The organism is Rhizobium sp. CCGE531, from assembly GCF_003627795.1.
Lineage (GTDB): Bacteria > Pseudomonadota > Alphaproteobacteria > Rhizobiales > Rhizobiaceae > Rhizobium.
On record NZ_CP032684.1, the window covers coordinates 1,461,506 to 1,480,571 of the forward strand.

General features: G+C 60.1%; 13 protein-coding genes. 7 read left to right on the forward strand and 6 right to left on the reverse strand.

Annotated elements, in window-relative coordinates; translation table 11 throughout:
* Positions 1-74 precede the first annotated feature (74 nt).
* Positions 75-1,328 (reverse strand): GGDEF domain-containing protein, encoded by a 1,254-nt coding sequence (locus tag CCGE531_RS07230; protein ID WP_205586992.1) that lies wholly within the window; start codon positions 1,326-1,328, stop codon positions 75-77.
* Between the two features lie 403 nt (positions 1,329-1,731).
* On the opposite strand from CCGE531_RS07230, the gene clpP reads away from it, so the two are divergent.
* From clpP to hupB, 4 genes are all read left to right on the forward strand, one after another.
* Complete coding sequence (gene clpP / locus CCGE531_RS07235) at positions 1,732-2,364, forward strand: ATP-dependent Clp endopeptidase proteolytic subunit ClpP (protein WP_120663582.1); 633 nt, start codon at positions 1,732-1,734, stop codon at positions 2,362-2,364.
* A 297-nt stretch (positions 2,365-2,661) separates the two neighbouring features.
* Positions 2,662-3,939 carry an ATP-dependent Clp protease ATP-binding subunit ClpX gene (clpX, locus tag CCGE531_RS07240; protein ID WP_015339478.1) on the forward strand — a complete coding sequence of 426 codons (1,278 nt, stop codon included), beginning with the start codon at positions 2,662-2,664 and terminating at the stop codon, positions 3,937-3,939.
* A gap of 420 nt (positions 3,940-4,359) precedes the next feature.
* Complete coding sequence (gene lon, locus CCGE531_RS07245) at positions 4,360-6,780, forward strand: endopeptidase La (RefSeq protein ID WP_120663583.1); 2,421 nt, start codon at positions 4,360-4,362, stop codon at positions 6,778-6,780.
* Positions 6,781-6,980: 200 nt separating this feature from the next.
* Positions 6,981-7,256 carry a DNA-binding protein HupB gene (hupB, locus tag CCGE531_RS07250; RefSeq protein WP_015339480.1) on the forward strand — a complete coding sequence of 92 codons (276 nt, stop codon included), beginning with the start codon at positions 6,981-6,983 and terminating at the stop codon, positions 7,254-7,256.
* 281 nt (positions 7,257-7,537) lie between these two features.
* On the opposite strand, the gene CCGE531_RS07255 is transcribed toward hupB, so the two are convergent.
* A complete protein-coding gene (locus CCGE531_RS07255; protein ID WP_120663584.1) occupies positions 7,538-8,179 on the reverse strand; it encodes a dihydrofolate reductase family protein in 642 nt (213 codons plus the stop codon).
* Between the two features lie 89 nt (positions 8,180-8,268).
* Between CCGE531_RS07255 and CCGE531_RS07260 the strand changes: the two genes are divergently transcribed.
* A complete protein-coding gene (locus CCGE531_RS07260; RefSeq protein ID WP_120663585.1) occupies positions 8,269-8,787 on the forward strand; it encodes a helix-turn-helix domain-containing protein in 519 nt (172 codons plus the stop codon).
* Positions 8,788-8,941: 154 nt separating this feature from the next.
* Here the strand turns inward: CCGE531_RS07260 and CCGE531_RS07265 are convergent, their stop codons facing one another.
* A complete protein-coding gene (locus CCGE531_RS07265; RefSeq protein WP_120666583.1) occupies positions 8,942-9,679 on the reverse strand; it encodes an SDR family oxidoreductase in 738 nt (245 codons plus the stop codon).
* Between the two features lie 108 nt (positions 9,680-9,787).
* Positions 9,788-10,774, reverse strand: a complete 987-nt coding sequence (locus CCGE531_RS07270; RefSeq protein ID WP_120663586.1) for an aldo/keto reductase — start codon at positions 10,772-10,774, stop codon at positions 9,788-9,790.
* 226 nt (positions 10,775-11,000) lie between these two features.
* Between CCGE531_RS07270 and CCGE531_RS07275 the strand changes: the two genes are divergently transcribed.
* Complete coding sequence (locus tag CCGE531_RS07275; RefSeq protein ID WP_120666585.1) at positions 11,001-12,236, forward strand: DNA repair exonuclease; 1,236 nt, start codon at positions 11,001-11,003, stop codon at positions 12,234-12,236.
* On the forward strand, positions 12,236-15,691 hold the full coding sequence (locus tag CCGE531_RS07280; RefSeq protein ID WP_120663587.1) for a YhaN family protein: 3,456 nt from the start codon (positions 12,236-12,238) through the stop codon (positions 15,689-15,691). The genes CCGE531_RS07275 and CCGE531_RS07280 overlap by 1 nt, the downstream gene beginning before the upstream one ends.
* On the opposite strand, the gene CCGE531_RS07285 is transcribed toward CCGE531_RS07280, so the two are convergent.
* Positions 15,678-17,756, reverse strand: a complete 2,079-nt coding sequence (locus CCGE531_RS07285; protein WP_245459010.1) for a glycosyltransferase family 2 protein — start codon at positions 17,754-17,756, stop codon at positions 15,678-15,680. The genes CCGE531_RS07280 and CCGE531_RS07285 overlap by 14 nt on opposite strands.
* 197 nt (positions 17,757-17,953) lie before the next feature.
* Positions 17,954-19,060: a hypothetical protein gene (locus CCGE531_RS07290; RefSeq protein WP_120663589.1), complete on the reverse strand. Its 1,107-nt coding sequence runs from the start codon at positions 19,058-19,060 to the stop codon at positions 17,954-17,956.
* Between the last annotated feature and the right edge of the window lie 6 nt (positions 19,061-19,066).

Here is a 19,066-nt window from a genome sequence, read left to right on the forward strand (position 1 = left end):
GAACCTGTCGAGGTCTCTTACCTCTGGTGACCATGACGAACGCTCGCGGGATCAAATCGGTCCCGAAAGCCGTGTCACATTCTCGCAAGCTTGCCCATGCGTCTCAGCGCGTGGATCTGATCCTCGAGGGTCGGCACCAGTTCGCCGTCATCGGCGCCTGGTGCTGCTTCCGCCTCCTTCGCGGTTTCCATTTCATCGAAGACGATGGTGCAGTTGCGGCCGGCGCGCTTGGCGGCATAAAGCGCGCGATCGGCGAACGAGACCAGGCGATCCCAGCTGACGGTCTCGCGCGGCATGATCGAAACGCCGATGCTGACGGTTGCCGGGACCAGCGTGCGGCCGGCAAGCAGCGGCACGCGGCAGAAATCGGCGCGGATGGTTTCCGCCAACGCTTCCGCCTGGGATTGATCATCTCTGGGAACGAAGGCGACGAATTCTTCTCCGCCCATTCGGCCGAACGCGCCGCTGCGTGGCACGAACTGACGGGCGATGCGGGCAAATTCGGCCAGAACGACATCGCCCGCCTGGTGGCCGTGGTGATCGTTGATCTTCTTGAAGTGGTCGAGGTCAAACAGCAGCGCGGCGAGTTTCTGCGGCTGCTGCTGTCCCCGTCCGGCAAGTATCTCATAGCTTTCCTGGAGCCCGCGCCGGTTCAGAACCCCCGTCAGCGTGTCGGTGATGGAAATCGCCCGCCAGCGACGCTCGGCGCGCTCCATCAACAGCTTGCCGTTCAGAACGATGGCGACGATGATGAGCAGCCCGTAGCCGAGTGCCATATAGCCGCGATAGATCATGGCCTTTTCCAGCGAGGGGGCCACAAGCACCATCCAGAGAGCAGAGCCGAAACAGAAACAGGCGATCACCACGAAGATGATGCCGAGCTGCCCGCGCGCCGGCTCACGACGGCCTTCGGCCGGATGGACGGCAAAGGCGAGCAAGGTCGCGCCGACGGCACCGGCAAGATCGTAGAGGATGACGCGATTGGCGAAATTGCCGGCGACCCATGGCAGGCTGACACCGATCAGCCAGATGGCGGGCGGCAGGAATGCGGACCATTCCAGCTTGCGCTTGTCCATCAACCGGAACCCGGCGATCCACGCGCTCTCGCCGAGCAGCGCCACGGCATTGCCGATCTGGATCGACCAGATGTCCGGAACGATGCCGCGAGCCGCCACCAAGGCAAATCCGATCGCGCTGACGGTAAATCCAATGGCCCAGGTCAGATAGGCGGGGGACTTGCGATCGTGCCTCCAGGCAAAAAGCAGCACGGTCGCCAGGGTGATGGCTTCCGAGCACCAGATGGTGAGGCCTGTGGTCATGTTCAGCACGATTGGTGTTTCTCCGCTGCCTTCGGACCGTCGGCGCCAGCAGCGCAACGATTCTCGCGATCGGCCCATCTTCGCCGAATAAGATGGTCAGTTCATTAAATGAGTTGGTAAATTTTGCTTGTGTCTCCGATCTCCGCCTGATCTCCATGGCTTTCATGCTTCCTTCACCTTGCGGGCGGGAAATGCAGTGGGTAGCGAATGGCGCGGCGCCATGGCGTCTTGGCATTCCAGGCGCGGTGTTTAGAAATGCTTTGTCAACGCCTCCTGGGGCATTACTGCTTTTTGACGATATGCTTTTGCGCGTCTTGAAGTGAAGGGCAGGGACACTCTATGTAGGAGTAAAGGATTTTTACTCCGATTCCCGGCGTTTCCGTCGCCGGGGCAAGTTTGATAAAGGACGCACATGAGAAATCCAGTCGATACAGCTATGGCTCTGGTGCCGATGGTTGTTGAGCAGACCAACCGAGGGGAACGGTCTTACGACATCTATTCCCGCCTGCTGAAGGAACGCATCATTTTCCTGACCGGGCCGGTTGAGGACCATATGGCGACGTTGGTGTGCGCCCAGCTTCTCTTCCTCGAGGCCGAAAACCCGAAGAAGGAAATCGCGCTTTACATCAATTCGCCGGGTGGTGTCGTGACCGCCGGCATGGCGATCTACGACACGATGCAATTCATCAAGCCGGCCGTTTCGACGCTCTGCATCGGCCAGGCCGCGTCCATGGGCTCGCTGCTGCTTGCTGCCGGCGACAAGGACATGCGCTTCGCTACGCCGAATTCCCGCATCATGGTTCACCAGCCCTCGGGCGGTTTCCAGGGTCAGGCTTCGGACATCGAGCGTCATGCGCGCGACATCATCAAGATGAAGCGTCGCCTGAACGAGGTTTATGTCAAGCATTGCGGTCGGACCTACGAGGAAGTCGAGCAGACGCTCGATCGTGACCATTTCATGTCCTCCGACGAGGCCAAGGAATGGGGTCTTATCGACAAGGTGCTGACGTCGCGTACCGAAATGGAAGGTGAAAGCGCCTCGTGATTTATCCACGAGGCGGTGACTTCCATGCCACAGTTCTATCCCATTTGTGATCGAATAGGGGTTTAATGTGGAACGGAACGCGGTAATAGTAGGCATGCATGCCATGTAGCGTTTTTGTGACATGGCATTCGGCATTCGAAGGGGGATCGTTGCCACGCAGTTCCGGTCGTTGACCGGTCTGCGTTCAGTACCCTGAAGGGCGCCGCGATCTGCAAAACGAGGGGCAGGTCCGGCGGGCGCATTGAGTGGACCGCGATTTCAATCTGGAAATTGGCGGCGTGCTGGAAGGAAAGTGATATGAGCAAAGTCAGCGGCAGCAACGGCGGCGACTCCAAGAACACGCTTTATTGTTCGTTCTGCGGTAAGAGCCAGCATGAAGTCCGGAAGCTGATTGCCGGACCGACCGTCTTCATCTGCGACGAGTGCGTTGAACTATGCATGGACATCATCCGCGAGGAAAACAAATCCTCGATGGTCAAGTCCCGTGACGGCGTTCCGACTCCGCAGGACATCATCAAGGTTCTCGACGAATACGTCATCGGCCAGCGGCAGGCGAAGAAGATCCTCTCCGTCGCCGTTCACAACCATTACAAGCGTCTCGCACACGCATCGAAGAATGGTGACGTCGAGCTGGCGAAGTCGAACATCATGCTCGTTGGCCCGACCGGCTGCGGCAAGACCTATCTGGCTCAGACGCTGGCGCGCATCATCGACGTGCCCTTCACCATGGCCGACGCGACGACGCTGACCGAAGCGGGCTACGTCGGCGAAGACGTCGAAAACATCATCCTCAAGCTGCTGCAGGCTGCCGACTACAACGTCGAACGCGCGCAACGCGGCATCGTCTACATCGACGAAGTCGACAAGATTTCCCGCAAGTCGGACAATCCGTCGATCACGCGCGACGTCTCGGGCGAGGGCGTGCAGCAGGCGCTTCTGAAGATCATGGAAGGCACCGTGGCTTCGGTTCCCCCGCAGGGCGGCCGCAAGCATCCGCAGCAGGAGTTCCTGCAGGTGGATACGACCAACATCCTCTTCATCTGCGGCGGCGCCTTTGCTGGCCTCGACAAGATCATCTCCGCCCGCGGCGAGAAGACCTCGATCGGCTTCGGCGCCACGGTCAAGGCGCCGGATGATCGCCGCGTCGGCGAAGTGCTGCGCGAGCTCGAGCCGGAAGATCTGGTGAAGTTCGGCCTGATCCCGGAATTCATCGGCCGTCTGCCTGTTCTGGCGACGCTCGAAGACCTGGACGCGGATGCACTGATCCAGATCCTGTCGGAGCCGAAGAACGCGCTGGTCAAGCAGTATCAGCGCCTGTTCGAGATGGAAGACGTCGAGCTGACCTTCCACGAGGATGCGCTGCGTGAAATCGCTCGTCGGGCGATCGTCCGCAAGACGGGTGCTCGCGGCCTGCGTTCGATCATGGAGAAGATCCTGCTCGATACCATGTTCGAGCTGCCGGCGCTGGAAGGCGTGCGCGAAGTGGTCATTTCCGAGGAAGTGGTTCGCGGCTCCGCCCGCCCGCTCTACATCTATGCCGACCGGCAGGAAGAAAAGGCCAACGCGACGGCCTGACGCCTGCATCGGCGATCACGAATCGGGGGCTCGTCATCGACGGGCCCCTTTCTGTTTGAAAAATCGTGCGGTTTGCTGATAAAGTCTTGGATAAGCTCATGGGAACGCGGTCGAAACCGGTTGTGAAGAGCCTCCGCTGCAGCCATCATGGAATGATTCTGGAGCATCTGGTAGGTTGGGCATGAGCCCGGTGTTTTTCTTCGGATTCCGCTTCGCCGGCGTTTGTTTGGGTGGCCGGGCTTCGGTGTTCGTTGTTGCGTTCCTCCTCGTGAATAAGCGGGGCTGCCGTCTGACGGCGGCGCGTCCCGTCTGACTTGAAATAGGTAGTGTGAAGCTCCACTTGTTTACCAAGTGAGAGAGCCGGCTAATACCTCCCAGCCGGCAGAGAGCCCGGGAACGGGACGACGGAAAGGAAATAAGATGAGTAAGAAAACGTCTGCGGCACACGAGAGCATTGCCTATCCGGTATTGCCGTTGCGCGACATCGTGGTTTTCCCCCACATGATCGTGCCTTTGTTCGTCGGACGGGAGAAATCCATTCGCGCGCTGGAAGAGGTCATGGGATCCGACAAGCAGATCATGCTGGTCACCCAGATCAACGCCAGCGATGATGATCCCGCCCCGGACGCCATCCACAGGGTCGGTACCGTTGCCAATGTTCTGCAGCTGCTGAAACTGCCCGACGGCACCGTGAAGGTGCTGGTCGAAGGCCGTGCGCGCGCGGAGATCGACGACTACACCGGCCGCGAGGATTTCTATGAAGCTCTCGGCCACGTTTTGAACGAGCCGGAAGAAGACCAGGTCGAGCTCGAAGCGCTGAGCCGCTCGGTCGTTTCGGAATTCGAGAGCTATGTGAAGCTCAACAAGAAGATCTCGCCGGAAGTGGTTGGCGCAGCCAGCCAGATCGACGACTATTCGAAGCTGGCCGACACTGTCGCCTCGCATCTGTCGATCAAGATCACCGAAAAGCAGGAAATGCTGGAAACCACCAGCGTCAAGGCTCGCCTTGAAAAGGCGCTCGGCTTCATGGAAGGCGAGATTTCGGTTCTGCAGGTCGAGAAGCGCATCCGCTCGCGCGTTAAGCGCCAGATGGAGAAGACGCAGCGCGAATACTACCTGAATGAGCAGATGAAGGCGATCCAGAAGGAGCTCGGCGACGGCGAGGAAGGCCGCGACGAGATGGCCGAACTGGAAGAGCGCATCTCCAAGACGAAGCTGTCCAAGGAAGCCAAGGAAAAGGCCGATGCGGAGCTGAAGAAGCTGCGTCAGATGAGCCCGATGTCGGCGGAAGCCACCGTCGTGCGCAACTATCTCGACTGGCTGCTGGGCATCCCCTGGCACAAGAAGTCGAAGATCAAGGCCGATCTGAACAATGCCGAGAAGATCCTCGAAGCGGATCATTTCGGTCTGGACAAGGTCAAGGAGCGCATCGTCGAATATCTGGCCGTCCAGGCGCGCGCGACTAAGATCAAGGGACCGATCCTGTGCCTCGTCGGCCCTCCGGGCGTCGGCAAGACCTCGCTTGCCCAGTCGATCGCCAAGGCGACCGGCCGTGAGTATGTCCGCATGGCGCTCGGCGGCGTTCGCGACGAAGCCGAAATCCGCGGTCATCGCCGCACCTATATCGGCTCGATGCCCGGCAAGGTCATCCAGTCGATGAAGAAGGCCAAGAAGTCCAACCCGCTCTTCCTGCTCGACGAGATCGATAAGCTCGGTCAGGATTATCGCGGCGATCCGTCTTCGGCCCTGCTGGAAGTGCTGGACCCGGCACAGAATTCGACCTTCATGGATCACTACCTGGAGGTCGAATATGACCTGTCGGACGTGATGTTCATCACGACGGCGAACACGCTGAATATCCCGGCGCCCCTGATGGACCGCATGGAGATCATCCGTATCGCCGGCTACACCGAAGACGAGAAGCGGGAAATCGCCAAGCGGCACCTGCTGCCGAAGGCCATCAAGGAACATGCGCTGCAGCCGAATGAATTTTCGGTCAGCGACGACGCCCTGATGGCGATCAGTCAGCAGTACACCCGAGAAGCCGGTGTGCGTAACTTCGAGCGCGAATTGATGAAGCTCGCCCGCAAGGCGGTCACCGAGATCATCAAGGGCAAGACCAAGTCCGTCGCGGTCACCGCTGCGAATATCGACGAATATCTCGGCGTTCCGCGCTTCCGCCATGGCGAAGCCGAGCGCGAGGATCAGGTCGGTGTCGTGACTGGTCTCGCCTGGACCGAGGTCGGCGGCGAGCTGCTGACGATCGAAGGCGTGATAATGCCGGGCAAGGGCCGCATGACGGTCACCGGCAACCTGAAGGAAGTCATGAAGGAATCGATTTCCGCGGCGGCGTCTTACGTTCGTTCGCGCGCCGTCGATTTCGGCATCGAGCCGCCGCGCTTCGACAAGAGCGACATCCACGTGCACCTGCCGGAAGGCGCGACGCCGAAGGACGGTCCGTCGGCCGGTGTCGCCATGGCAACCGCGATCGTCTCGATCATGACCGGCATCCCGGTTTCCAAGGATGTGGCCATGACGGGTGAAATCACGCTGCGCGGCCGCGTGCTGCCGATCGGCGGCCTGAAGGAAAAGCTGCTGGCGGCACTGCGCGGCGGCATCAAGAAGGTGCTGATCCCGGAAGAAAACGCCAAGGATCTGGCGGAGATTCCGGACAACGTGAAGAACAGCATGGAAATCATCCCCGTGTCCCGCATGGGCGAGGTGATCAAGCATGCGCTTGTTCGCCGGCCCGAGCCGATCGAGTGGGATGGCACCGTGGAAACGCCTGTAATTGCTACGGTTGAAGGCGTTGACGAAGTAGGTTCGAACATCGCTCATTGAGGCTCTTCGCCTCAATTCTGTCGAATTGATCCAAAAGACGAAAAGACCGGCAATTTTGCCGGTCTTTTTTTGTGAAAAGCGCATGGCGACGCTTGCTTTTCCTTGATTTGCAGGGCTTTTGGGGTTGCGGCGGGTAAGAGCATCCTATTTGCGCCCCGCTTACTGATAAGTCGTTTCATACCAAAGAAAGGGGTGGAAACATGAACAAGAATGAGCTCGTGTCCGCAGTGGCCGAGAAGGCCGGTATCACGAAGGCTGACGCTGCTTCCGCTGTTGACGCTGTTTTCGATACTGTCCAGGCTGAACTGAAGAAGGGTGGCGACATTCGCCTCGCTGGTTTCGGCAGCTTCACCGTTTCCCACCGTGCAGCCACGAAGGGCCGTAACCCGTCCACCGGCGCTGAGGTCGATATTCCTGCTCGTAACGTGCCGAAGTTCACGCCCGGCAAGGGCCTGAAGGACTCGGTCAACAGCTGATTCGTTTTCACCCGCCGCGAGGTGTTAGCCTTGCGGGTGGATAACATTGGGGCCCGCTTTTGCGGGCCCTTTTTTATGGTCTCATGCAGTAAATGCGTGCGGAAGGTTCAATCGTGGCCCTCTGGTCCACCCAACGGACACAAATGACGGCAAGGCCGGGCTTCATCGAGAGCCTGCATATAGCCGGGCCGGCGGACAGCCGAGCGTGGTAGGCAGGAACATTCGCGACCTTGTCAATTGGATGGGTCCAGTCTCATGGATGACAGAAGATGCAATGAACCTCATTTCCTCAAAACGATGTGAGTAGCCTTCTCCGTTGCTTCATGGGCGACGACCCGAAAGCCGAGCGAAGGCAGGTCGATGCCGGCAAACATTGCTTCGCCTCTCCCGAGCACAACTGGCGAAATGGCATATTGTATTTCGTCGACCAAGTTCGCCTGAAGATATTGGCGCACCGTGCTGACACCGCCGCCAATCTTGATATCCTTGCCTCCGGCGGCGGCTTTGGCCTGCATAAGCGCCTCCTCGATCCCGCCCGTGATAAAATAGAAGGTCGTACCGCCTTCCATGACGATTGGCGCGCGGGGATAATGCGTCAGGATGAATGTCGGAGCATGATAAGGGGGATTGTCGCCCCACCATCCTTTCCAGTTTTCATCGGGCCATTCGCCGCGAAAGGGGCCGAACATGTTGCGGCCGAGGATGAAGGCACCAAAATCGGTATTTGCAGACGCTGCATATTTCGCGTCGGCACCTTCCGTTTCGCCCTCTTTCCCGAACATCGCCTGGAATGTCCGAGTGGGGAAAAACCACTCAAACAATTCCGGGCCACGCTTGCCCAGGGGATCATTCAGGCTTTGCTCCAGTCCGGCTCCGAAGCCATCGATAGAGAGCGAGAATCCTGCAACGCGAACTTTCGACATTATTTCCTCCATCCAATTGCAATTTGCAACTGGTTGCGCAATAGCATGTCTGATCCTACATTGCAATTGGTTCATTGAAGGAAATGAATATGGATATCGAGCGGCGGTCGGGATGCCCGATCAATTTGACCATGGAGGTGCTGGGGGACCGGTGGAGCCTGGTCGTCATCCGGGACATCATGTTCGGCAATCGCCGGCATTTTCGCGAGTTGCTCAATCGGTCCGAGGAAGGGATTGCCTCCAACATACTCGCCGCGCGCCTAAAGCGTCTCGTCTCGCTCGGCTTGATCACCAGGCTGGACGATCCTACCCACAGCCAGAAAGCGATTTACAGTCTGACAGAACCGGCGATTCAGCTTGTGCCGATGATCGCCATGATCGGCGCCTGGGGCCGGCGGCATCTTCCTGTCAGCGAAGACCTGAGTATCCGCGCCGAACTTCTTGAGAATGGCGGCCCGACCCTTTGGGACGACTTCATGAACGATCTTAGAAACATTCACATTGTGGACCCGATCGGCGGAGCAAATGGTAGTGTCATATCGCCTGTCTTGATAAATCTTACCAACGCCTTTCTCGAGGTCCGCGCAAAAATGGAGCGCAAAGCGTGAGATTGTTTGCGTCGATAACAGCGGGAAAGCTTCGGTCGGTGACTTCGCGCGCTCAAGAAATTGCAATGTCTACCAATGGCGCAAAGTAGCTGCAGGCATCATCGCCTCGGTTGGAGTCGTCTGTTATCGAATCCGTTTTCGCTGTCTGGCGGCGTCAGAGCAGCGTCCGGCCGCCATTGACGGCAAGTTTCTGGCCGGTGATGAAGTCTGCCTTGCTCGAGGCGAGAAAGACGACCGCATTGGCGATATCTTCAGGCCTGCCGAAATGGGCCAGCGGCGTCTGTGCGAGATAGCCGTCCTTTGCTTCTTGCGAAGCGCCGGCATGCCGCTCGACCGGGATCCAGCCGGGCGCAACGAGATTGACCGTAATTCCTTCCGGCGCCAGCTCTCTCGCCCAGGAGCGCGTCATCGATAGCATGGCTCCTTTGGCGGAGGCATAGTTGCCGAAATTCGGATTGCCGAGCTCCGCGACCTCCGAGCCGATGTTGATGACGCGGCCCGATTTGCGCGCACGCCAATCGGGCAGCACCGCCTGAAGCAACTCCAGCGGCGCCTTGACGAAGAATTCGAGCTGATCGAGATAGGTTCGCCAGGATTGCTCCATGAGCGGCATTTCCGGCTGAGGGCCGGTCGCATTGTTGACGATCAGGTCGACGGGTCCGAAGGCAGCTCTGACCTTATCGAGGCCATCAGCGATCTGGCCATTGTCCGTCACGCTGAATTGAGCGGCATAAGCCTTTCCGCCGCACTGCTGGATGGTGTCGACGACCTTCTGGGCTCCTGGCGTGTCGCTCGCATAATTGACGGCGATGGCCCAGCCCGCGGCTGCAAGCTCCTGCGCAATCACGGCGCCGAGACCACGGGAGGCGCCCGTTACCAGAGCTACTTTCATTGCATCCTCCTCCAGGCCCGGTTCGAGCCTCTTTCCCTCACTGCTTTCCGTCAAAAACATCTTGGGATAGCCGGAAGCAGGTTCCGACTATCCATGTCAAAATGGCAGTTACCAGCGGTGGTGAACGTGCGGCGCGATCAGCCGCTCGTAGATCTCGCGCGTGGCCGTCATGACATCGGCCGAAAGCGGCGCAAGGTCGGCTGCGGCCGCGTTGGCCTTTGCCTGCTCGGCATTGCGGGCACCGGGGATGACGACGGTCACGGCTTCATTCATCAGGATCCAGCTGAGGGCGAAGGCCGCCATGCTGGCGCCGGCCGGAACCAGCTTGCGCACCTCTTCCACCGCCTGAAGGCCGATTTCGAAGGGAACGCCGGCAAAGGTTTCACCGACATCGAAGGCCTCGCCATGACGATTGAAGTTGCGGTGGTCGTCGCTGGCAAACCGCGTGTCGCGGGTAATCTTGCCGGAAAGCAGGCCGGAGGCGAGGGGCACGCGGGCGATGACTGCCACGTTCTTGCGCTTGGCTTCCTTGAAGAACAGATGGTCGGGACGCTGGCGGAAGATGTTGTAGATGATCTGGATGCTGACGACGCCCGGATATTCGATCGCCTTCAGCGCCTCCTCGACCAGTGCGACGCTGACGCCGTATCCCCTAATCTTGCCGGCCTTCTGCAGTTCGTCGAGACCGGCGAAAACTTCGGGCCGATAGAGAACTTCGGTCGGCGGGCAGTGAAGCTGCACCAGGTCAAGGCTCTCGACGCCGAGATTCTTCAGGCTGCGATCGATGAAGCTTTCGAGATTGGCCTTGGTGTAGCCGTCGGCCACATGTGGGTTCAGCCGGCGGCCGGCCTTGGTTGCCACCATCGGGCGCTCGCCGCCGCGCGCTTTCAGCACGTCGGCGATGATCTTTTCCGAGCGGCCATCGCCATAGACGTCGGCAGTGTCGATGAAGGTCATGCCGGCATCGAGAGCGGCGTTCAGGGCTGCGCGGCCATCGGCCTCGCTGACATCTCCCCATGCGCCGCCGATCTGCCAGGCGCCGAAGCCGACATCCGTAACGATAAAAGGCGTCCGTCCGAAAGCATGATGTCTCATGAGATGTCTCCTCTCTTTTGTTCGCAAGATGATAGGGCAGTAGCAGCCGTCCGACAGGGCCACAAGCGCGGATCGGCGATCGAGGATCGCAATCGCGTGACTGAGAAATATGGCAAGCTCGGCCTGGCTTGCGAAACCATTGGATGAAGCCGCCGGCGCGGTATTCACAGCGCCTCCGTTTCCTTACAAGGGAAAGACCGGACATCTGACGACACTATCGGAGCCCATGCCCTCTTTCAGCTTCATCCATGCCGCCGATCTGCACCTTGGCAGCCCCTTCCAGGGTCTGGCTCTGAAGGATGCCGCCGTCGCCGCGGTCTTCGTCGAAGCCAGCCGCAAGGCCTTCTCGACGTTGATAGGGCTGGCGATCGAAAGGCGTGTCGATTTCTTCGTGATCGCCGGCGATGTCTATGACGGCGATTGGAAGGACAACAAGATCGGCCTGTTCTTCAATCGCGAGATGGCGCGGCTGGAGCGGGCGGGAATTCCGGTCTACCTGCTGCGCGGCAATCACGATGCGGCAAGCGTCATCACCAAGACCATCACTCTGCCATCAAACGTCCATGAGTTCCCGACCGGCAAGCCGGGCAGCGTCAGGCTGGAGGCGCTGCAGGTGGCGTTGCATGGCCAGGGTTTTGCCGAACGTTCCGCCAACGACAATCTGGCGATTTCCTATCCGGCACCCGTCTCCGGTTGGTTCAACATCGGCATTCTCCACACCTCGCTCACCGGCCGCGAGCCGCATGCGCCCTATGCGCCGTGTTCCGTCGATGACCTGCGCTCGCGCGGCTATGACTATTGGGCGCTCGGCCATGTGCATGATTATGAAGTGGTAGCCCAGGACCCACTCGTCATCTTCCCTGGCAATCTGCAAGGCCGCAATATCCGCGAGCGCGGGGCCAAGGGCGCGGTGCTGGTAACCGTCGAAGACGGGCGGATCGAGCATGAGCGCATCATCGTTGACGAGGCACGTTTCGCGCAGGCCGATATCGTGGTCGGTCCGGAGGACGACCAGGCGGCGATCCTCCGTCATGTCGAGCAGGTGGTACAGCCCTTGGCTGATGGGATGGCCGGGCGCATGACCGCGCTGCGCGTCCGGCTTTCCGGTGTGACGCCCCTGCATGGTGCGATCGCCGCCAATCGCCAGCAATGGCGCGACGAGGTGGAAGCCGCCTGCCACCGCGTGCATGAGGATATCTGGCTCGAAAAGCTGGAACTGCGGCTGGATGCGCCGCCGGAGAGAACGGCGGATGCGGACGGCGCACTCGATCTGCGCCAGCTTCTCGCCGAACATGCCGGCGATGCAGATATAGGCGCGGAAGCCGGCCGGTTGATCGACGAGATCGCCGTGCGTCTGCCGGGCGGCCTTGGCGCGACGGAATTGCCGCTGGACGATAGCATGGAGGTCCTGGTCGAAGAGGCGCGGCAATTGCTGCTGGCGCGCGGGCAGGGGGCGGACTGATGCGCTTTACCCGGCTCGATATTCTCCGCTATGGCGCACTGACCGATCGCGCGCTCGATTTTCGTCCCGGTGCGCGGCTGCACGTGATCTATGGTCCGAACGAGGCAGGCAAATCCTCGGCTCTGAGCGCGATCTCCGATCTTCTTTTCGGCTTCCCGACGGCCGCCGAGCAGAGTTTTCTTCATGAGCCGGGGGCTTTGCGGATCGGAGCTGACATCAGCGCACGCGACGGCACGCGCTTAGGCTTCCGCCGCCGCCGTGGCCGCAAGGGAACGCTTCTCGCTCCTGATGACAAGGAGACGCCGCTCGCCGAGGATGCGCTTTCGCCCTTCCTTGGCAATTTGAGCCGAGATGTCTTCGAGCGCGCCTTCGGCCTCGACTCGCAACGGCTGCGGCAGGGCGCGACCGCGATGCTGCGCAGCGGCGGCGAGATCGGCAGCCTGCTGTTTTCGGCAGCTTCCGGCCTGACCGGCCTGTCGCGGCTGCGCCAGTCGCTGGAAGCTGAGGCCGACGGCATCTATGCGGCCAGACGCTCGAAGGATCGCGGTTTCTATCAGGCGCTCGACCGCTACGAAGATGCCCGCAGGGCGGAGCGGGACAATGAACTGAAATCCGGCGACTGGAAGAAGCTCCTTGCCGAAGCGGGCGAGCTGGAGACGGAACTGGAGCGCCTGCAGACGGAGCGTCACGGCACGCGGGAGGCGCTGGACCGGCTCAAGAGGCTGAAGACCCTGCAGCCCTTGCTATCAGAAATCGACGCGGAAAACCTGGCGCTCGACGGCATGGCCGATCTTGCCGCCATGCCGGACAGCTTTGCCAATACGCTTGAACAGAGATTGCGCGATAAGCAGGCGAGTGACGAGGAGCTGCGCCGGGCTAGGCAAGCCGTTGCGCGCGCCGAGGAAGACCTTTCGCGCATCCAGGTCGATGAAACGCTGCTGCAGATGTCGGGCGATATCACGCAGCTCTTTGCCGACACCGGCAACTACCGCGCCCAGCGTCATGACCTGCCGCGCGTCGATCAGGAGCTCGCCGGTTACGACACGACGCTTGCGCAGCTTGCCCGTCGTCTCGGTCTTGCCGAGGCAGAGCTGGAGCAGCAGCAGCCGAGCGACATCGATCGTGCGCGCCTTTCCGAGCTGGTGGATGAGGGCAGGCAGCTAGCGCGGCAGACGCAGTCTCTGTCAGAGCAAACCGAGAGCGAGCGCAGGCAGCTTGCGGGGCTTGAGAAGGATAGCCTTGCGGGCCGGCTCATCGATCCGCGGCCCTACATCGATCAGCTCGAGGCGCTGGGCAGCGATCTCTCCGCCTTGAGCCGTCTGGATGGACTGGAAACGCAGATACGCCGCATCGAATCCGATCTCAAGGAAGCAGCCGGACGGCTGCAGCCACCGGTCGGTGACATTGACGCGCTTTTCTCGGTGCCCCTTCCGGAAGCGATGGAGATTACCGGACATCGCGACGCGATCGACGCCGCGCGATCCAAGGCGCGCGAAGCCGCCGGCAAACTCCAGAACCATGACGAGCACTTGGCGGAGATAGAACGCACGCTTGCGGACGCCGAGCGCACCGGGCCGATCGTCACGCGCGAGCAGATCATCGCTGCGCGTGAGAACCGCGATGCGCAATGGACCTCTATCCAGAAACGGTGGGCGGATGGCGCAGTGCCAGAAGCCAAGGCGCTTGCGGCACTGACAGTGAGTGTCGTCGAGGCCGATCATCTGGCCGACGCCGCGTTGAGCGATGCGGATCGTGTCGCGCGCCACGCCGACTATCGCCTGCGTCAGGCACGCCTGCTTCAGGAACGGGAACAGGCCTCTGGCCGGCTCAAGAGTTGCGAAAAGGCTTTGAAGGATGCCGAGGCAACCTTCGCGGCCCTTTTCCAACCCTGCGGCATTGATGTACTCGATCCCACGACCATGCTGGAGTGGCGGCGCGGAGTGGAATTACTACGGCGCGAGCGCAAGGCATTGCGGGATATGCTCGACCAGCGGGACGAGAATGCGCTGGCGGAAGGTCGCGTCTTGCCTGCGCTGCAAGATATCGTCGAGGCGACCGGCTACAAGAGCGGCCGTCTCCCGCCTGCAGCGATTGCGGAAGGCTTGCGCAAGCATCTGCGACTTCTTTCGGAGCGTTGGAGCGAAAGTCGCACGCGGGAAGGGGAAATCGGTGCGGCGCGCGACCGGCTGGCGCGGTTCGAGGATCAGCAGCGGATGTCGGAACGGCAGCATGCCGACTGGCGCAGCGCGTTCGCCAAGGCCGTTGAACTCCTTGGCCTGCCGTCGGACACGACGTTGGAAATGGCGAATGCCGCCCTGAAGGCATGGCAGGAATTGCCCGATGTCCTGGCGGAGCGCGAAAACCGTCTGCGCCGCGTCAATGGCATGCGGCGCGACATGGCGGATTTCGAGCGGCAACTGGCGACGCTCAGCGCCAATAGCGGCTACGAATTGGACCATCTTCCGCCGGATGCCGCCGCTGAGGCATTGCACACTCGCGTCAACCTCATGCGCGGCGAACTGAAAAAGCGCGACGGCCTGGAAGAGGAACGGCGCCGTGGGGAGGAGCTCGTAGCACGCCAGGAGGCAGCACTTGCAGCCATTGCGGCTGACCTCGATTATTTGACTACCGATCTTGGCGGTGTGGAAGACCTGCCGGCTTTGCTTTCGCGGCTGCGGGAACGCCTGCGGCTGACTGCCAGGCTTGTCGAAAGCCGCGATCGTTTCCGCCAGCAGGCCGACGGCAAGGCCGAAGACGAGCTTCGTGCCGAGCTTGGCGGCTTCGAACGCGTCGCCGCCGATCTCGAAATCGAGCGGTTGACCGAGGAAGATCAGCGGCAGTTCGCCATGCATGGCGAGCTTTCGGCACGGCTGGCCGAGAACCGCCGCCAGCGGCAAGCCCTGGAAACCGGCGTCAGTGCCGAATATGCGGTTTTTGAGAAGCTTTCGGCCGAGCAGGAGGCAAAGGATCTCGCGCGGCAATGGGTCGTCCTGAAGATCGCCGCCCGCATGCTGGCCGGCTCGATGGAAGCCTATCGCGAAAAGCAGGCCGATCCCGTCATCAGGCGGGCTGGCGAGCTGTTCTCGCAACTGACCGGCGGCCGTTTTGCCCGTCTCGTCGAGGCCCATGATGAAAGCGATGCGCTGCAGTTGCTGGCGGAACGCGCCGCCGGCGAACGCGTGCCGCTCGATGGCCTGAGCGAAGGCACAGGCGACCAGCTCTATCTCGCCCTGCGGCTGGCATTCCTCGAAGATTATTCCGCCCGCAACGAACCGGCGCCACTGATCGTCGACGATATCTTCCAGACCTTCGACGACGAACGCGCCCGCGCCGGATTGCAGGTGCTCGCCGCAACGGCCGACCGTTTCCAGACGATCCTCTTCACCCATGAGATGAGCGTGGTCGACATCGCCAAAAGCGAGATCGGCCGAGATCTGGATCTCATTCAACTCTGACCGAGATAACCCGCAGATCCTGCTGCGACATCGACGGGATATGCAGCTGCGTCGGTATCGTGATCTTCGGGTCCGATTTGTCGCGGCCGTAGGCTGGATTGAGTGCGCGGTCGATGAAACCCTGCGTGGCATGCAACTGGCGCAGGCTCTGCTTTTCCTGCTCGAACCGCTTCTTTCTCTCGCCCGATTTGTCCGATCCGCGCGAAAGCGATTCATGGTGATAGAGGCAGGCAAACGGCGTCCAGACGATGCGATAACCGACCTTGTGCGCCCGCAAGCAGTAATCCACATCATTATAGGCGACCGCGAAATTCTCCTCGTCGAACAGGCCGATTGTCCGCAGGCAATCGCCCGAGATCAGCATCACGGCTCCGGTCACGCAGGTCATGCCATTGCGAACATGCAACCGGTTCATCGGCCCGCCGAACTCCTTCGGCTTGTTCATATACCAATGGCCGGCCAGCCCGCCGAAACCGACGACCACGCCGGCATGCTGCATCTTGTCGTTCGAGAAGAGCAGCTTGGCGCCGACGATGCCGGTTCTGTCATAGGCGAGGCAGGAGACCATCTCCTTCAACCAGCCCGGCTCGATGACCTCGACATCATTGTTGAGAATGAGGAAGTGCTCGCCGGTCGCCGCTTCCAAGCCGCGGTTGACCGACCGCGAGAAGTTGAAGGCCTCCGGCGCAATCATTGCCGAAAAATTTGGCTTCGTCCGGCGATACTGGTCGTAGAGATCGAGGACCTGCGGGTTCGTGGAGCCATTGTCGGTGACCAGAACTTCGAAATTCGGATAGTCGGTCTTCTCAAAGAGATCGTTGAGGATGCGCGAGATCAGGTCGAAATTATCTTTGCTCGGAATGACGATCGAAATTTTCGGCCATTCGCGAGGGGCTTCGAAGACGACCCGATGCAGGGTTTTGGTGAGAGCACCTTCGACCTCCACCGCTTGCCGCTGTCGCTCGAATCTCTCGGCCAGCGCCTTTCTGGCGTTGGTGGTGGCGGCATCCATGAATTTGCGCGAATAGGTCTTGCCGTTGCGGCGCCACCAATAAGCGGGATAGGGCAGGTGGAGAACGCTTTCCTCCGGAAGACGCTCCAGATAGCGCAGCAGCAGATCGTAATCTTGCGAGCCGTCATAGCCGGTGCGCAGATAGCCGATCTCGCGAAGCCTGCCATGCCGGTAGATGGAGAAATGGTTGATGTAGTTGACGCCCGTCAGCAGCACGGAATCATAGGCCGGCTTCAGCATGATGCCGGTCGGCTTCAACGTGTCGTCGACCACGAGTTCGTCGGTATAGAGGAAATTCGCATCGGGATTTTGCTCGAGCGTATGCCGTATGAGCTTGAAGGCATGCGGAGCGATCACATCGTCATGATCGAGAAAGGCGATCCATTGCCCTTGGGCATGGGACAAGCCGGCATTGGTGGCGGCGGCGATCCCGCCGTTGCGCGGATTCAACACGAAGCGAATGCCGTCTTTCGCTTGCCTTGTCTCAAACCATCGGCGCGTCTCGGGGGATGTCGAGCCGTCGTCGCTCAAGATAAGCTCGGTGCCTTGCTCGCCCTGCGCTTCGAAGGATTTGACGAGATCGTTCAGATAGCGGGGAGGCGCGTTGTAGACAGGCACGACCACGCTCAGCCAGGTTCCTGTGGTCGCCGAAACGGGCGACACAACGAAATCGGCGGCAAGCTGATAGATATTCTTGGCATATGGCGCCGTCAGATTAGCCGCCCGCTTTGCGAAGCCTAACCTCGGCAGCTTCTTCCAATGCTGCGGCAGCCTGCCGAGATCGATGCGTCTGGTTTTTTCGTCTGCTGCGAGAACCTCGGAAATGTATTTTTCAGCCGATTTCGTGGATGCAAATGCTATCGCATCGAATTGAAAGGTCGTCGGGAAACTTGCCGGATCGGCTCTGAGCGCGCAGATGGAGCCGACAGAACCGATATCCGCGGTGACAATGAAGCGCTCTCCCTCCGAAAGAGAAACGGCGTCCTTCTCGCGAAAGCCACGACCTCGATTGACATAGAATTTCGGATCGATCGGCTCGTCCGTCGCTGTCATATGAATGACGATCAATCTCTTCCGAACCGGTGAAAACCTGATCTCGAATGCGGGATCGTCCCCCAGGGATTTCCATCGGCTGGGAGGGGCGTCGGCGGATGTTTCTCGTTCAAGCTCGGTGTTCGGTATGATTTTGAGCGTCATTGAAATATTGCTTCGTCAGATGCTTTGAGAGCATTGTTTAAAAAACTTCGGCTTTAGGCCGTTTTGCTGAGCGGCTCGAAATTGATGCCTGGAAATGCCGGGCTGGCATGCTGCCGCATTCTGTCGATCGAATGTCTCGTGGCATCGCGAGCGGCGGCTCGTCGCTCGCGATCACCAATCAGTTGGTCTATGGCGGCCAGCCACTCTTCCGGCGTATTGCCGATATGTATCTCTCCGGCGATGGCGCACCGTTCGAAGGTCGGGCAGCGAGAAAATATGGCGGCAGCCCGCAGGCGACCAATGTCGATCCGCTTGGTGTCGGATCGGCTGGCATTGGTCTTTCCCGACAACAGGGGAGCCAGGGCGATGTCGGCATTGTGATGCATTGTTCGCGCCAGATAGGCCGGCCAGGATAATGGCGGAATGATCGCTATCCTCTTGGGATCGATCCCCTGGCGGCCCCAGCGACGAGCGAGCGCGTCGGCGGCAAAAACTTCGAAATGCAGATTGACATGCTTTTCCATCGCGGCCTTGACGATCGGCATGAGGAATTCATGCTCGCGGCGATGAATGCCGGTGGCATGATAAACCATCCTCAGCGGGGCAATGCTCTCATCCATCCCATGAATGCCGATGGCCGACAGATTCGTTGGAAAAGGTGGCAGGATATCGATCCGCTGGTTTGGCCTTGCAAGGGCGCTAGCCAGGGTTTCCGTCGAGGTCCAGACATGGGTCAGCAATCGATTGACCCTCGGCAGCGGGCGAACGGCCAATTTGATCAGCCTGAATTTATAAGGCCAACTTGCCTCGTTTCCGGTCAGGACGGCGGGAATATCGTCATCGACGAAATAGGCGACACCAGCGAGATCATGCCGTCTTTCTTCCAGCCAGCGCAATTGCGATTGCTTGATGTAGCGGCAGATGATGACGAAAAGTCCGTTGCTGTCGACAGCATCGAGCGGGTCGTCGAGGCCCTTGGTGATAACAGGAATTTTGCTGAGCGTCTTGGCGCGCTCATCAAGGTAGTAGCTGAAGCTCGGATTGGGATGGCGCGACAGGATGAGGAGCTGGCTCGCGACACGCTCACCGTCCTCAGTTCGCGCTCCGGCTGGCCGCGGTCTTGGAAGCAAGTGGTAGACGAAGTCGCGCAGGATTTGCATGGGGTG

Bases quoted from the DNA above. Each gene is read 5' to 3' on its own strand.
- clpP (WP_120663582.1), top strand. From the start codon at position 1,732: ATGAGAAATCCAGTCGATACAGCTATGGCTCTGGTGCCGATGGTTGTT.
- clpX (WP_015339478.1), top strand. From the start codon at position 2,662: ATGAGCAAAGTCAGCGGCAGCAACGGCGGCGACTCCAAGAACACGCTT.
- lon (WP_120663583.1), top strand. From the start codon at position 4,360: ATGAGTAAGAAAACGTCTGCGGCACACGAGAGCATTGCCTATCCGGTA.
- hupB (WP_015339480.1), top strand. From the start codon at position 6,981: ATGAACAAGAATGAGCTCGTGTCCGCAGTGGCCGAGAAGGCCGGTATC.
- CCGE531_RS07255 (WP_120663584.1), bottom strand. From the start codon at position 8,179: ATGTCGAAAGTTCGCGTTGCAGGATTCTCGCTCTCTATCGATGGCTTC.
- CCGE531_RS07260 (WP_120663585.1), top strand. From the start codon at position 8,269: ATGGATATCGAGCGGCGGTCGGGATGCCCGATCAATTTGACCATGGAG.
- CCGE531_RS07265 (WP_120666583.1), bottom strand. From the start codon at position 9,679: ATGAAAGTAGCTCTGGTAACGGGCGCCTCCCGTGGTCTCGGCGCCGTG.
- CCGE531_RS07270 (WP_120663586.1), bottom strand. From the start codon at position 10,774: ATGAGACATCATGCTTTCGGACGGACGCCTTTTATCGTTACGGATGTC.
- CCGE531_RS07275 (WP_120666585.1), top strand. From the start codon at position 11,001: ATGCCCTCTTTCAGCTTCATCCATGCCGCCGATCTGCACCTTGGCAGC.
- CCGE531_RS07280 (WP_120663587.1), top strand. From the start codon at position 12,236: ATGCGCTTTACCCGGCTCGATATTCTCCGCTATGGCGCACTGACCGAT.
- CCGE531_RS07285 (WP_245459010.1), bottom strand. From the start codon at position 17,756: ATGACAGCGACGGACGAGCCGATCGATCCGAAATTCTATGTCAATCGA.
- CCGE531_RS07290 (WP_120663589.1), bottom strand. From the start codon at position 19,060: ATGCAAATCCTGCGCGACTTCGTCTACCACTTGCTTCCAAGACCGCGG.